General features: G+C 49.6%; 9 protein-coding genes. 3 read left to right on the top strand and 6 right to left on the bottom strand.

Features of this window, described 5'->3' with window-relative positions:
- Nucleotides 1-42 precede the first annotated feature (42 nt).
- Nucleotides 43-6432 carry a glycoside hydrolase family 9 protein gene (locus tag FSU_RS03845; protein WP_012820235.1) on the bottom strand — a complete coding sequence of 2130 codons (6390 nt, stop codon included), beginning with the start codon at nucleotides 6430-6432 and terminating at the stop codon, nucleotides 43-45.
- 324 nt (nucleotides 6433-6756) lie between these two features.
- On the bottom strand, nucleotides 6757-7458 hold the full coding sequence (locus FSU_RS03840) for a hypothetical protein (protein ID WP_012820234.1): 702 nt from the start codon (nucleotides 7456-7458) through the stop codon (nucleotides 6757-6759).
- A gap of 229 nt (nucleotides 7459-7687) precedes the next feature.
- On the opposite strand from FSU_RS03840, the gene FSU_RS03830 reads away from it, so the two are divergent.
- Entirely contained in the window at nucleotides 7688-9325 is a 1638-nt protein-coding gene (locus FSU_RS03830; RefSeq protein WP_012820233.1) for a fumarate hydratase, read from the top strand.
- Nucleotides 9326-9405: 80 nt separating this feature from the next.
- On the opposite strand, the gene FSU_RS03825 is transcribed toward FSU_RS03830, so the two are convergent.
- From FSU_RS03825 to FSU_RS03815, 3 genes are all read right to left on the bottom strand, one after another.
- A complete protein-coding gene (locus tag FSU_RS03825) occupies nucleotides 9406-10035 on the bottom strand; it encodes a lipoprotein (protein WP_012820232.1) in 630 nt (209 codons plus the stop codon).
- A gap of 106 nt (nucleotides 10036-10141) precedes the next feature.
- Nucleotides 10142-11872: an arabinofuranosidase catalytic domain-containing protein gene (locus FSU_RS15840; RefSeq protein ID WP_012820231.1), complete on the bottom strand. Its 1731-nt coding sequence runs from the start codon at nucleotides 11870-11872 to the stop codon at nucleotides 10142-10144.
- 113 nt (nucleotides 11873-11985) lie between these two features.
- Complete coding sequence (locus FSU_RS03815) at nucleotides 11986-12537, bottom strand: pseudouridine synthase (protein WP_012820230.1); 552 nt, start codon at nucleotides 12535-12537, stop codon at nucleotides 11986-11988.
- 34 nt (nucleotides 12538-12571) lie between these two features.
- Between FSU_RS03815 and FSU_RS03810 the strand changes: the two genes are divergently transcribed.
- The gene (locus FSU_RS03810; RefSeq protein WP_012820229.1) at nucleotides 12572-13327 is read left to right on the top strand and encodes an acyl-[acyl-carrier-protein] thioesterase; all 756 of its coding nucleotides are present in this window, start codon (nucleotides 12572-12574) and stop codon (nucleotides 13325-13327) included.
- Between the two features lie 39 nt (nucleotides 13328-13366).
- Here the strand turns inward: FSU_RS03810 and FSU_RS03805 are convergent, their stop codons facing one another.
- Nucleotides 13367-13897 carry a carbohydrate-binding family 9-like protein gene (locus FSU_RS03805; RefSeq protein WP_244263710.1) on the bottom strand — a complete coding sequence of 177 codons (531 nt, stop codon included), beginning with the start codon at nucleotides 13895-13897 and terminating at the stop codon, nucleotides 13367-13369.
- 255 nt (nucleotides 13898-14152) lie between these two features.
- On the opposite strand from FSU_RS03805, the gene FSU_RS03800 reads away from it, so the two are divergent.
- A complete protein-coding gene (locus tag FSU_RS03800; RefSeq protein ID WP_139829225.1) occupies nucleotides 14153-14485 on the top strand; it encodes a SpoVG family protein in 333 nt (110 codons plus the stop codon).

Here is a 14485-nt window from a genome sequence, read left to right as displayed (position 1 = left end):
AGCCGCCAGGATGGCTAGATCCTGGTGGCTGCCTGTTTATAATTACTTTCTTCTCTTGAAACCGAGAGTCTTGGTCTTGCTGTCAGAAGCCTTTTCTGCCCTGGCACCGATTTCTGTACACTTGGCCTTGTAATCGTTGCTCGATTCATCGAATTTAGCAGCGCAGTAGGATTCCGCAGTGAAGTCAAACTTCGCGATGTAAGCGCCTGTGCCAATCTTGTTACCCTTCTTGGCGACCGGAGCTTCGTTATCCTTGGCGGCCCATTCCATGTTGAGCTTGAGAGTTCCGTTGTCGATGAGGTTTCGCATCGACTGGAACTTTTCGCTCGGAATATCGAGCTTGTAGGTATTGATGTACTGTCCGAGGTTGTCGTAAAGGTCCGTCACAATCTTCAGATGGAAGTTGTACATCGGCAAGCCTTCGTGTGTCGTGAAGCTTGCAGAAGGCATCATCACTTCAATTTCGAAGTTCGGGCCCGAGCCAAAGTAGGCTGCGGTGTCTACCTGACCGATGACGGTTCCGTCTCCGTTGATGAAGTTGTGCTTGCCGTTGATGACTGCGGATGTTACGAATGCATCGTTGGAGACGCTTTCCGGGCGACCCATGTAAGCGCCAGCCTTCGGTGTGGACACCGGCTTCGAAAGCGTTACAGAGAAGCGGATGTTGTCGTCACCCGTGATACGGACGTAGGGATTTGCTATAGTCGGAGTGTTGCTGTTCTTGTCGACGTAAGCAGAACCGAGAATGTTTGGAACGAGGCGGACGCGGTCTCCGGCGTGGAATACGTTATCCTTCTCGTTGTAGGTGAAGAGGAAGCTCTTGCCCATTCCCTGAGGTGCCTGAGACGGGATGAATTCATCGCGTTCACGCTGGATGTACTTGCCTGCATCGAGGACCGTTACCGGTTCCGAGATGTTGACGGTAAGCAATCCGTTCTTGATCATACGGGCGGTCGAAATGACCGGTGCGCACTTGTCGTACAGCGTGTAGTTCGTTTCAAAGAAGCCGTTTGCAGCACCCTTGAGCGGGGAAACGGTTCCGTTACCATCTCTATCGCCACTTGTTGAACCATACGGATAGGCGTGTGTTGCCGGAATAGTGATTTCGATAATGCTATAGGTGTTGACGGAATCCTTTGTCGTAACAGAATCAATCTGTATCGTGAACGGAGCCGAAACCGTATCGCGGATAGTCCAGTAGCTTTCCTTCGGCACAATGACGCCTCCGGTCGTATCTGCTGTCGTGATGAACGAGCGTGTAATGCCCGGGTTTCCCCAGACTGTTACGATGCTGTCGAAGACATCCTTCGGCTTGAGCTTTCTTTCGAATACGATGTAAACCACATCCGGAACACCGTCGCCTTCCTTGTCGATCATATCGGCATGGTAGACCGGGACCGGGCGAGAAATAAGCGTTACTGGGACGCTCGGGTTACAGCCGGCCGGGTTAATCTGGTTGAAGTTCTGGTCGGTAATCGTAAATCCGCCAGTCGTTCTTGCACTAGCCAAAGCTCCAATCGGTACAAGCGAATTGTTCACGTTTCCGCTGATAATCAATTGCCAGCTCTTGCCGTTGTTCGTTGTCGTCGGGGCTGCCGCGAGAGTCGGTGCGCTAGTTGTACCTGCAATCACGAGCGGCCATTCGTTCATGTTCGAGAAGATGACCGGTTCCGAGAAGGCTATCATGACGGTATCGAGACCGCTATCGTCGTTGTCCGATTTCTCGAGGATGGACACGCTCACGAGAGTGGGGAGGATGCCATCGGTAATTTTTGCGCTTTCGGCGTTTGCGACACCGCGGTCGGCGACGTAAGTCGTAATCTTTCCGGACGGATTTGCATTGGTCGGAATGAGGCTTGTGTCAAGAGCGATGAGGATTTCGTTCTTGTCTGTATAGTTTGCTGCGACAAGCGGAACGCTGACCGTATCGCTCATGCCTTCGATAAAGTACCTGATGCTATCCAGCGGGTAATCGGCGCTGAGCTTGTTCGTGAAAACGATTCTAAGCTGGTCGGCCTTGTTGTCGCAGTTGCTGTCTTCGGCGAGAACGGTCTGCGGAGACGGAACCTTGGATTCAGCGTAGAACGTCTGCTTGGAAACATCGTCTTCGTCATCCGGGTCGGTATAGACAACCTGGATGGTGTCGCCTGCAAAGAACGAAATCTCGGAAGCTGCGTTTCTAGTTTCCTTGGAGTGGCTGACTGCTGTAATCGGTCCACCGACAAAGTGACCCGGATTGGCGGCGTCTGCCGTTAAGGTGACCTTGAGGACATCGTTCTTCTTGTTGTTGAGAACCTGGACTTCGAGCGTCTGCACGTTGCCCTTGATCTTATCCTTGTCCATCAAGTCAATAAAGAATACTGTGCCATCGGTATTTGCAGGGCTTGTAATCGGATTGCCTGCAGCATCCTTGATGACAAGTGTCGAGGCTGTAGCATCGCCCTTGGAGAAGTTGATATAGTAGTTTCTGTTCTCAAATGCGCAGCCACCGCCTTCGGAGCATTTTTCACATGTGGGGTTCGGGCCTGCAAAGATGGTGATGTCAATTTTGTTGCTTCCGATACCCATCTTGACCGGAATATCGAGGTCCCACATGTCGGTGGTCATATTGTACTTGGCGATAATTTCTGTACCAGCTTCGTTCAAGAGCCATCTGTCGGTACCGTCAGCAAATGCTTCGCCGCTGATCTGTACGCCGTTAGCCCAAATCTTTGTAACGTAGCCACCTTCAGTGATGTGAGCGTAACCAGTCACATGGACGGTGCTGCTAGTCTGGTCAATGTCGATATGGGAACCGTTGGAGACGTTGAACGGAGGGTCAAATGTCACGTCCATCTGGTAGTTTGCTTTCTTGGTTTCCATTTCGCTCTTGGAAGGGCTGAAACCCCAAATAAATTCGTTTTTACGATAAACGACAATATAGGGGTTTACCGGGATATCGTTGTCAAGGTCGCCGTAGTCTTTGTCTTCTTGAGGCATGCCATCATAGTCTGCGCCATCGACGAGGAATTCGTGCGGAGCCCAAGACCAGTCTCCTGTAGTCTTGTCCATGTGCTTCTTGGCCGGAGCACGAAGAGTTTCGCAAGTCTTGTAGCCATCATTGCTAATACCCGAAGAATAGGTCAAATCAACACGCAGACGAGACTGGGACTTGATAATCGAGGAACCCAGCGGCACTGGGAAGTAGTAAGCGTACTTACCTGTTGTCGGATTGTATGTGTCGTCCAAACGGACCGGTAATGCGGCACGCATCAAGTCACGGAGTTCGCGGTCGTTTTCGCAGGGCTTGTTGAAGCCTGCTTCGTCGTAAGCTTGGCAGATGTCGGAGTCTATCAACGTGGCGCACTTTTCTACTTCTTCGGGCTTTGCACTGAAGTACATGCGCAAAGTAAGGCTGTCGAATGCGCGTGCTTCGTTATTGTAAATGTTGAGATTTAGGAATTCCGTTCCTCCAAATTCGTATTGATAGGCGCGGACTGAGAAATCGTACCAGCCGACAGGCGTCGTGAACTTGAGGAGGTTGCCCTTGTCGTCGACATTAGTCTGTACGCCGTTACTTTCGACCATAAAATAGTAGGTCGTCTTTTCTTTAAGTCCGCCAATCTTTACGTAGTGGAACTGGGTCGGAATGCCGGACACGTCTGCATTTCCCGTTCCTGTATTGAATGCAAATTCTTCGGCCTTGGAGTGCGGAATTGTATCCCAGTAGATCTTGGATTCGTATTCTCCGTTCGGGGTGTACCACATGATTTCGGCGCTGTCGGCACTGACGTTACAGACGGTAACGTTTGCGATGTTTGCGTTTTCGATGGTGCTGAGTGTCGTGAATGTGAACGGAGTCTGCGTGCTATCCACGAGGAACTTTGTCTTTGAGTTCTCTGGCTTGTAAGCGTTGGAACCGGTAACGTAGAAGTAGTAGGTCGTACCTGGGGTGAGACCTCGCAAAACCATTTCGTGTTGGATCCCGGCAACAGAGTCTACTGCGTTTAGAGTGTACTGGCCTTCAGTTGTGCCGTAAGAAATGACGGTTGTGCCGCGCTGAGTGAGCTTAATCATGACAATCGCCGAGTCCATGCTCACATGGCGGATTTCTACGCTAATGTCCGGTGCGGCCGTACGGTCAAACTTGGCCGAAGCTATCATACCCGAACTGACGAGCGTTGCGGCAGCATCGATACAGGTTTCAGATTTGTGGTAGTCTTCCCAGCTCTTGTTGTCAGGAACCATGGAGTTCGTCGTTCCCGGAGTCACGCCGCCATAAAGTGCTCCTACAGGCGGATTATACTTGTAAGCGGCACCCGGTTGGTTCTTGCCTTCGGGGTTTGCTGCGCGGTGGTGCGGATGGGCGTCGTTCTTGTCGCCGATACCCAAAATGTATGACACATCCCACGGGTTTACGCCCAAGAGGTAGTTCAGCTGGTTGATACCCAACTGGAACATTTCGTCGGCCTTCCAGTTAGGGGTTCCCAAGTTCGGAAGAGAAAGATTCTGCTTCTCAATATCCTTTGCTACGTCAGCATAAGCCAAAACTTCGAAGATGTTACCCGCTTGGTAACGGTTGTAAATCCAGGTCTGGTCCGTCTGCATTGAGTACCAGATGGGGTCGTACTTGACTTCATTGCCCTTCCAGCCAATATCTTGAACCATGTAATTGGAAGGATCCTTGCGGGGCAAGGTGATTGTCGCCGTACCGGCGCTCACATCGCTCAAGTTATGGATCATGCTCATGATACAGTCTTCAATGGCGTTGAGACGTTCTTCCTTGGTCATGCCAAATTCATTAATAGCCTTGTTTTCGTCAGCAAGAATCAACTTGTAAAGGGCATAGGTCGCATAAGCATAGGCGTTGGCCCAGCTGGTGTTCTTCACATTCTTAAGGAAACCCTTGTTGTCGGTCACGAACCAGCCACCGTCGAAACAGCCCACGCAGTTTTCCATGAACGACTGAGGAACCGTCGTGCCAAGCGTCTTGGAACGAATAGCATCATCGCCATACTTCGAATCTCCAGTTGCATACCACAGGGCAACAGACGCAAGCGCAAGGTCGTCAAAGTATTCGTTATTGCCGTTGTAGGCTGGAGAAGACCAACCGGCAGCTTCGGTATTATTCTTATAAACCTTGCCTTGAGCCATAGACTTTGCAAAGTCATACATTTCCTTTGCAACCTTCAAACAGCTATCGGCAAAAGCCTTATGTTCAGGGTATTCAGAATAAAGCTTACCCACAAGGGCAAGGCCTGCTGCAGTTTCGCCACCGATGTTTGCTCCAATTTCACCTAGGCGCACTGTACGCGACATGGGACCGCCACGGTCTGTAGCTGCGGCAGATCCGTCAACAGGCAGTTTGTCGCTGTTTTCGGGGCGGCCCCACCAACCGTGGTCAGAACCAAAGTTACCCACAGAAAGAGCCATGTCGTCAATCACGCCCTTGGCGCGAATATAGGCTCGCAACACATAATCTGCTCCATGCTTTGCTTCGCGCAACATATCCGGCATACCATCGGTATTGACCGTTTCGCCATGGTTGAATGCGTAATGGTCTTCGTCGGCATCGGCGTTTGTTGCTGCAAGGACTGCTGCAACCATGAATGCGTACATCTGGGTCTGGGATTCCTTCAAGTGGTCGCCACAGTCATAGTAGCCACCTTGCAACGTTCCAGCAAGAGCTGCGTTATACTGATCTCGAACATCTTCTGCTCCCGTCACTACAGCACCGGCGCCATCCTTCATATGGCTTGCTGCATGGAACCAGGAATCACCATCACCGCTGCGGTTGATGCCGTAGAACTTGAGGGCGGCATCCTTCACCATGGAGTAAACCTTGTTGGAGATAATGAATGTGCTCGAAATATCGTTACCGACCTTGATACGGAGACGCGTGTCGGTTGGGACGCCCTGCGGAATGTGACCGATCATGAGCTTGCCGGCTTGGCCGGTGATATCAACTTGGTAGCGTTTCTGGTCGTTCGTGGCGGCGTTAGTGCCTGCAATAATTGTCCAGTCCGACGAAATGCTTTGACCAGAAGGGGTAAGTGAGCCCATTACAGCAGGGCTAAAAGATTTGCCGTTGACATCAACGACTTCAAAGGAGGAGGCGTTACCAATGTAATAGAATTGGCGTTCCAGATCCGATTCCAGATAACCTGCCTGGTTAACGCGGATAGGAGACATGCGGACGTTGATGGCGTCGAGGTAGGCTTGATTCAATGTGTCTGGAATCAGGGCATTCGGGGCGTATGCTGCCGGAGTCCTGTTTCTTGGCACCATGTTGTGCTTTTTCGTAACTGTGGTGTCGAATCTATCGAATACGGTGCTATCCCAAGTCAATGGGAAAGTCGGTCGAATCAGATCATAAGGAGTCGGTTGTTCCTGCTGTGCTGCCATTACAGAGGTGGCAGCGCACAAAGCTAACAGATACTTCTTAATACTCACATTGTCTCCTTTACATATGTAAAAATCGGGCAAAACGAGTCTTGCCCTCTAATTATATTCTCTCAAAAGATAAAATAGATTATTTATGTAAAAATGTTTTACGGGAAAAGCTTTTTTTGTTCTCAAATTATACTCTAATTTTGTGATTTTTCTTAGTGGTGGGAATAAGTGTAGCATATAGAGAGAATGCTCATTTTTTTTACTGTCCCGCAAACAATCGTGTGGTGAATTTGTAAGAAACATTTGTATATAGAAGTTTACAAAAAAAGACCGTCCTTGCGGGCGGTCTCAAAACTTTTGGAAAAGCGTTCTTTGAATCGCTTATTAGTCCCCAGTGAAGATGATCACGAGAACAGAGGCGATGAATGCTGCAGAAACGGCGATGAATTCCCACGGATTGTCCATGACGGCGGACTTAGCGGTACCGCTAGTTTCCTGAGCGACCTTCTGTTCTTCTTCAGCCTTTGCCTTAGCTTCTGCTTCGGCAGCCTTCTTTTCTTCTTCGGCCTTGGCGAGAGCGGCGGAGTCTACCGGAGCTTCTGTCTTGGCTTCGAGCACTTCAGAGGCTTCAGCGGCCTGAGCCTTAGCGGTGTCAACGACTGCCTGTGCCTGGGCCTGGGCGGAGTCTGCGGTTGCTGCTGCCTGAGCCTGCGTTGCTGCAGCGGCGTCAGTTGCCTGAGCCTTTGCGGAATCAACTACTGCGGTAGCCTGTGCCTGGGCGGCTTCGGTTGTTGCTGCGGCTTGAGCCTGGGCTGCTGCAGCGGCGTCAGTTGCCTGAGCCTTTGCGGAATCAGCTACTGCGGTAGCCTGTGCCTGAGCGGCTGTTGTTGCATCTGCGGCCTGGGTCTGAGCAGCGGCGGTGGCTTCAGCAGCCTTTGCCTCTACTGCAGCTGGTGCTTCGGCTGCTTTTTCTACCTTGGCGGCAACGGCCTTCTTTGCTGTGGCTGCCTTGCTAACCTTTTTTGCGGCCGGAGCTGCAAAAACCATAGCTGCCGAAATCATCGTGGCGAGCAGAATTTTTTTCATCGTTCAATCCTCTTGGAAAATGAATTTTTTTGTTTCGTTATCAAAAATAATACATCTTCTGTGATTTTGGTCATGGAAAAAGTAAAAAAGTTCAAAAAAAATGTGAAAAAAGGAGATGAACGGTCGGTTCTGGGGGATAAGTGGTACAAAGTTGGGTGGCTTTTTCAATGGAAAGAATTATTTTTACAGCCGAAAGTAACGAATTAACCCTTAACCCCTATTATCTACTATGGCATTCAAATACGAAGCTACCGTCCAGCACGGTGAAGATACAACCGAATACGTAAGTCTCGGTAAAGATGGCGTTTCTGTCGCCGAATTCGAAGGCAAGAAGATTCTCAAGGTTTCTAAGGAAGCTTTGACAAAGATTGCTCAGGCTGCTTTCGAAGAAGTTGAATTCTGCCTCCGTCCGGCCCACACGGCTAAGGTCGCAAAGATCCTCCAGGATCCGGAAGCTTCGGATAACGACAAGTTTGTCGCTCTCACCATGCTCAAGAACGCATGCGTTGCCGCCAAGGGCATCCTCCCGTTCTGCCAGGATACCGGTACGGCTATTTGCGTTGCCCACAAGGGTCAGCAGGTTTGGACGGGCTTTGATGACGCCGAAGCAATTTCTGAAGGTGTCTACAACGCTTACACCACCAAGAACCTTCGCTACAGCCAGATTGCTCCCTTGACGATGTACGAAGAAAAGAACACCGGTTGCAACCTCCCGGCTCAGATCGACATCCACGCCGAAGAAGGTGCCGAAATGAAGTTCCTCTTCGTCGCCAAGGGCGGTGGTTCTGCCAACAAGACTTATTACTGGCCGATGACCAAGGCGCTCCTCAACCCGAAGTCCTTGGAAAAGTTCCTCGCCGAAAAGGTGAAGACGCTCGGTACAGCCGCTTGCCCTCCGTACCACCTTGCTATCGTGATTGGCGGTACCTCTGCCGAAATGAATACGCACATGGTGAAGCTCGCTAGCTGCGGCTACCTCGATGATATTCCGACTTCCGGTTCCGAAGGCGGCCGTATCTTCCGCGACCTCGAAATGGAAGAAAAGGTTCTGCACATTTGCCAGAAGACGGGCATTGGCGCTCAGTTCGGTGGCAAGTACCTCGTACATGATGTCCGCGTGATCCGCGCTCCGCGTCATGCTGCAAGCTGCCCGGTTTCTATCGGCGTAAGCTGCTCTGCAGACCGTAACATCAAGGCAAAGATTGACGAAAACGGCCTTTGGCTCGAAAAGATGGAACACCATCCGGAAAACTACATCCCGGCTGGCAACGCAGTGAACCTCGCTCCGGCTATCGAAATTGACCTTGACCGCCCCATGAAGGAAGTGCTCGCCGACCTCACCAAGTATCCGGTGAAGACGCGCCTCTCCCTCAAGGGCACGATGATTGTGGCCCGCGACATGGCACACGCCAAGATTGCCGAAATCTTCGACAAGCAGGAACGCGGCGAAGAACTCACGGACGAAGAAAAGACCGTGCTCAAGGTTGTTTCTGACCACCCGATTTACTACGCTGGTCCGGCAAAGACTCCGGCTGGCATGCCGACAGGTAGCTTCGGCCCGACGACGGCTAACCGCATGGATCCGTACGTGATGCGCTTCCAGAGCAAGGGTGCTTCGATGATCATGGTCGCTAAGGGCAACCGCAGCCAGGACGTGACCGACGCCTGCAAGAAGTACGGTGGATTCTTCCTCGGCTCTATCGGCGGTCCGGCAGCCATCCTCGCTGAACAGAACATTCTGTCCAACGACATCGTGGCCTTCCCGGAACTCGGCATGGAAGCCATCCGCAAGATCACGATTAAGGACTTCCCGGCATTCATCTTGGTCGATGACAAGGGAAATAATTTCTTCGAAGGATTGATCTAGTCGAAACCACCCTTTCAATAGAAACGCCCCGCAAGTTTATGCTTGCGGGGTGTTCTTGTATGTGAAAATTTTAGGAGTTTCTAGTCTTTGAATTCTATACTTTCAATGGCGTCAAAAAGTTCTGTCCTAACATTTGTGTCAAACGTTAAACTACGCATGAAAACAACAACGATATTTCCTTTGGGTGTTAATCTTGATGCGATGCAGGTTTCCTCTGGCGTTCCGTCATCATGTGTTATTTTGTAGCATCTGTGTGTATACTTTTTTTCGGAATTATAGTCAGCATCGATAAGGTTTTCATTTGTACAATCTTTGAAAAATTCATCGTAAGCGGTGAAAATTCTGGTCGTCTTTAATGAATCGCTTATGTCGTTTTGGAAAACTTCAGGATTGTTTTGTACAGCTTTGCTGTATGACGCGAGTATGAAACCCATTTCTAAATCTTCATTAAATAACGTAACGGAGGCGATTCCTTTAGTGGTGTCATGAACAGCGTTTTTGTAATAAAAAGGGAAGTTGACGTTGTATGGGGTGTCAATTTCGAGTTTCTCAGGCATTTCTGTCGCAATATATGCTTTTGCTGTTGATACACGGACGTAGATGAGCATCTGTCCAAGAACGATGGGGCGCATTCTTGTCCCCGTCAGAATGGCGCAACCAGAAAGTACTAGTACAGCGAAAATAAGCGAAATCGATAAAATCTTTTTCATAGAATCTCCTTTTTAGGTTGTGTTAAAATAATAGTAAAGTTTTATATAATTGAAAAGTAGGTTTCTTGCGAAGCCTACTTAAGTGAGTTTGGTTGTGAGGAGTGTGTTATTTTGTATTTGAAATTCGGATTGTTTTGCTATTGGTCTTGATGACGTAAATGCCACCTGGTAGATCTACACGAGCTTTATCCCAAATGTTTTGCATAGAGCTTTCGCTTGCTTGGAATGAGGTCACGCGGTTCCCAAGGACATCATAGACGGAGTAAATTTGCGATGAATTTGTGCGCAGGCTGAATTGTGGCAAAGCTGTTTTTTCTTTTGCCGCTGTAAATTCAATCCAGTCAAGATTGAAGTATGGCTTGTCTATTTGAATTTTGAGTACATGGTCGCCTGCTGTAATTGCAGGCACGGTTGTAGTGACTGTTTCAAAGTTTTTCCAATCGCTGGTGTTTGGCACCATGATTTTGGCGATATCCTTATCATCGACGAGAATGGAGAAGAATGTGCTATCGCTTGGCGACGATACGCGTGCGGTAATGTCGAGCGAATCGTTTTTGGAGACTTTTATCGTATAACGCAGCCAATCGTTGGCATAACCCCAGCCGTAAATAATGGCGTCGCCTGCGCTGTCGAGGCCTGCATTGTCTTCGCGGTAGAGGGAATTCTCGTTTTCAATGTCGGTGTCCAAGAATCCCTGACCGTTGCCGCCCTTGTCGTAGTTTTCTGCTTCGATTTTTCCCGGGATGGTAAGCGTATCCTTAAACGGTTCAATCGGATCAGGCTTCTTGAGCTCAATTTTGCTTCCGTAACCAGCGGCAACAATATTTGCCTGGACTTTATCGTCAATAGAATCTGGCGGGTTGCCGATTGTCATGCAGCCTTCGAAGAATGTTCCTGCGCCGCCGTCGCTACCGTCACCGCCGTTACCGAGCACAATGGCGCCTTGCAGCTTGCGTGGACTGTAGCCTCTTTTGCGTGGGCCATCCCACATGGTGTTGAGTTTTCCTTTTTGGGCGCTGCCGCCTTTGAGTTTGAACGTTCCGTCGTTCGGGCCTTTCAGCATGGCGGTTACATAGTCTGCTTCAATAGAAAGTGCGTTTGGCCACGGTGTCGTATGGGTTTTGCCCCATTGCCAACCAGCATCGTTTCCCTTGAATACACCATCTTCCAAGTCCGCGGCTACCCACGGACCGTTCCCTTGTCCTGGACCGCCCCAGTCCTTGTCGCTTCCGAAGTAGATGCATTCCATAGTTCCCGGGCCGTCATCGTTACCGGTCGTTTCTGCGTTTCCGTAGTTGAAACAGCACAAGTCGTTGTAATGCCTGCCATCAACCACCATGTACATGGATTCTTCTTCGTCTCCGGTGGCTACACCTTTGGTGTTGTTATTGCGGTAACCGGTAGCGGACCAGGCGTCGCGATAGAATCCGTAAGCCTTGCGCCCGCTGATGTAAATCGGGGCTCTGTTGGCGTCCGCTTCCTTGGCGCCTTCTTTTAGCCAATAGACTGGTGGCGATTTTTTCAGGTCGTTCTTGTAGCTGCTCTGGTCGTAAATGATTGAAATTGTGCATTTGGAACCTGCACAAAAGTCGTCTTGCACGGAGGATTTGACAAAGCCTCCCGGCTCTTCGACAGGAATGTCCTTGGTTTGCCCATCGGCTCTGCGGACTTGGTAGAGGTTCCCGCTGTAGCTGGAGTAGAGTGCACGTGTCAAGCTGTGTGCTGCGACGCATGGAGTTTTTGCCCTGGCGTAAATGTCGCACGGGCCTTCGTTAGCATAGACTGTTATGGCTGTAGCCGCTAACAAGGCTACAACCTTGATTGTTGTGTATCGCATCCAAATATCCCCCTTTGGTGATTACTATTAAGAAAATATCTCTTTGTAGGGGATAAATATTGGCTTTTAGAAATCTTCCATTGTCAATTTATCAAAGGCGAATAATCGAATGTTTAAATAACTTTGTCTGTGACGATGCGCCATTCGCCTGGCTTTAATTTGCCAAGCGGGATGTTTCCGATTTGCACGCGGACAAGGCGGAGCGTGGGAAAGCCTACGGCTGCAGTCATGTGACGGACTTGGCGGTTCTTGCCTTCAATGAGCGTGAGCTTTACCCAGCTAGTGGGAATGTTTGCGCGGAAACGTACCGGCGGATTGCGTTCCCAGATCCATTCCGGGGCTTCGACAATTTCAGCTTTGCAGGGCTTGGTGTGGTAGCCCTTGATGTCTACGCCTTTGGCGAGCTTACAGACGGCTTCTTCGGTGATTTGACCGTCCACTTGCGCGAGGTATGTGCGCGGGTGCTCGTATTTCGGGTCCAAAAGTTTTTTGATGAGCTTGCCGTTATCAGTCAGGAGCAATGCTCCTTCGCTATCGTGGTCGAGGCGACCTGCGGCGTACACTCCTGGCGGAAATCCGAAGCTATCGAGGGCGGGGTGGCCCGCTTCGGGGGTGAACTGGCTCAAAACACCAAAAGGCTTATTGAAAATAATAACGGTAGACATGCGCCCAAATGATAAAAAAAATTATATTAAAACCATGATTGATATTTATACTTTGGCGAAAAATCCGCTCGTGTTCCAAAAGCCGAGAACAATAACTTCGGCTTATATTGATGTTTCTGGAAAGATGGGCCTTGCACAGACTGTGCTCATGGTCCAGGACAATATTACAGAAAATTTTGGCGCCATGAAAATGGACAATTTCGTGGTAAAAGAAAAGGGCGGCTTTTGGGTCGTTTACAAGGCGAAGTTCAAGTTCCTCAAGCGTCCGTACTGGCGCGACAAGGTCGTGACAACGTCGTTCCCGGCAGATAACCAGCTGATTCGTTTGAACGAAAATACGGCGATTACCACGGTGGAAGGCGAGCCGATTATTTTTGCAAAGCAAGAAATGTGTTGTCTGAGCTTGGATCGCCATCGCCCGATGCGCCTTTCGGATGTGGACTTCCCGACGGAAGGATTCCCGGATGCGTTTATGACGGACGAATTCGACCGCTTTAACGTGAAACCAGAAGAGTACGAAGAAGTTTATCAGCAAAAGGTGTTGCCGCAACATATCGATATGTCGCACCACATGAACAACATCGAGTACGTGAAGCTTGCGTTGAACGTGTTTAGCGCTTCGGATTTGGAACTCTGCATCCCGTCAGAGCTCGAAGTTCATTACTTGGGCGAATCCGAAGAAGGGCAGACGATGAGAGTCTTCCGTGCGGACCACAATGGGGCTACGTACATGCGAATTCTCGACGAAAATGATCGCGCCGTCTTCGAGATGAAATTGCGTATGATGTAATGGCGACTGTCATTCCGGCCTCTGTGCCGGAATCGCCTTTTATCCTAAAACTTGAAAGAATTCCGGACGGTGAAAGTCCGGTTTTTCTGTTTCTATGCGGAACGCGCTCAGGTAATGGGGCTTGTTTGCTTTATCGGCACACTTGTAGAGGTTTCCGCGGAGTGGCGCCTGGAATGATTTAATTCCAAAAATCTCGGCAGGAATTTCAATCGTCATTGTCCAGTAGACGGAATCGTCTTGGATGCATGGCGTAGTTCCTGAACGCTTGATTTTTGCGATCGTATCGAGCGGGAGCGTTTGTCTGTTATTGCGGTCAATTCCACGGGCGGCGAGTACAAAGCCTCGGCTTGTCGTTTCGAAGTTGAAATATTCGGCCGGGTTTGCCGGATTCTGCAAAAAGATTTCCACGCAGGAATCTTCCCAGCTGCGTCCGTTGTCTTCTTGAACGGCGGCGCGATAGCAGTCCAAAGGTTCTTCTACGGTAAACTTGACGACGACGCTGTTTGTCGTTTGCGAAAACTCGGCTGTGACCATTGGGTGAATGATTCCCTGGTTGGCCGTCCATTGCATATTCGGTTTTAAAAGCATGGTTGATAAGGTAGAAAATTTTTTATAGGCACAAAATGCATTACTTTGTATGTGTTAAAATAACTGATTAATCAGTGATTAAATCGATTAATCACTTTTTTATTCGAATGGAAATGCCGAATTTTGCATAAAAACGCCGATTTTGTCTTTGGCACGTCTTTTGCATACTGTGTAGCGTTCCGCAAGAATGCGAGTGCGTTCAACTGCGGTTAATCTTCAAAAAAATAGGAGGCCGATATGGCTGAAAAAACAGAAAAGAAAACCTCTGGTTTCCCTGCAATGTCTCCGGCATTTGATTGCCTTGCCGTGACGAATGTTCAAGTATTTCCGTTCAAGGAAGGAGCAAACCTAGGTCACATGAAAGGGCTTGCGACAATCGTGCTGAACGACCAAATCCAGATTCGTGGACTCCGCGTGATGGATGGTGAAAATGGCATGTTTGTGGGCTACCCGATTGATACGTTCTACAAGGGCGAAGATTATCGCACCGTGTGCTTGCCGATTACGCGTCAGCTGCGTGAACACATTGAAAATTGCGTGCTTGAAAAGTATCAGGCTGCAGTAGCATAA

The organism is Fibrobacter succinogenes subsp. succinogenes S85, assembly GCF_000146505.1.
GTDB lineage: Bacteria > Fibrobacterota > Fibrobacteria > Fibrobacterales > Fibrobacteraceae > Fibrobacter > Fibrobacter succinogenes.
This window is presented reverse-complemented; position numbering and strand designations above follow the sequence as displayed.

What these genes read in the sequence shown, in the direction of transcription:
- FSU_RS03815 (WP_012820230.1), bottom strand. Translation starts at nt 12,537, where the DNA reads ATGTCTACCGTTATTATTTTCAATAAGCCTTTTGGTGTTTTGAGCCAG.
- FSU_RS03810 (WP_012820229.1), top strand. Translation starts at nt 12,572, where the DNA reads ATGATTGATATTTATACTTTGGCGAAAAATCCGCTCGTGTTCCAAAAG.
- FSU_RS15840 (WP_012820231.1), bottom strand. Translation starts at nt 11,872, where the DNA reads ATGCGATACACAACAATCAAGGTTGTAGCCTTGTTAGCGGCTACAGCC.
- FSU_RS03830 (WP_012820233.1), top strand. Translation starts at nt 7,688, where the DNA reads ATGGCATTCAAATACGAAGCTACCGTCCAGCACGGTGAAGATACAACC.
- FSU_RS03825 (WP_012820232.1), bottom strand. Translation starts at nt 10,035, where the DNA reads ATGAAAAAGATTTTATCGATTTCGCTTATTTTCGCTGTACTAGTACTT.
- FSU_RS03805 (WP_244263710.1), bottom strand. Translation starts at nt 13,897, where the DNA reads ATGCAATGGACGGCCAACCAGGGAATCATTCACCCAATGGTCACAGCC.
- FSU_RS03840 (WP_012820234.1), bottom strand. Translation starts at nt 7,458, where the DNA reads ATGAAAAAAATTCTGCTCGCCACGATGATTTCGGCAGCTATGGTTTTT.
- FSU_RS03800 (WP_139829225.1), top strand. Translation starts at nt 14,153, where the DNA reads ATGGCTGAAAAAACAGAAAAGAAAACCTCTGGTTTCCCTGCAATGTCT.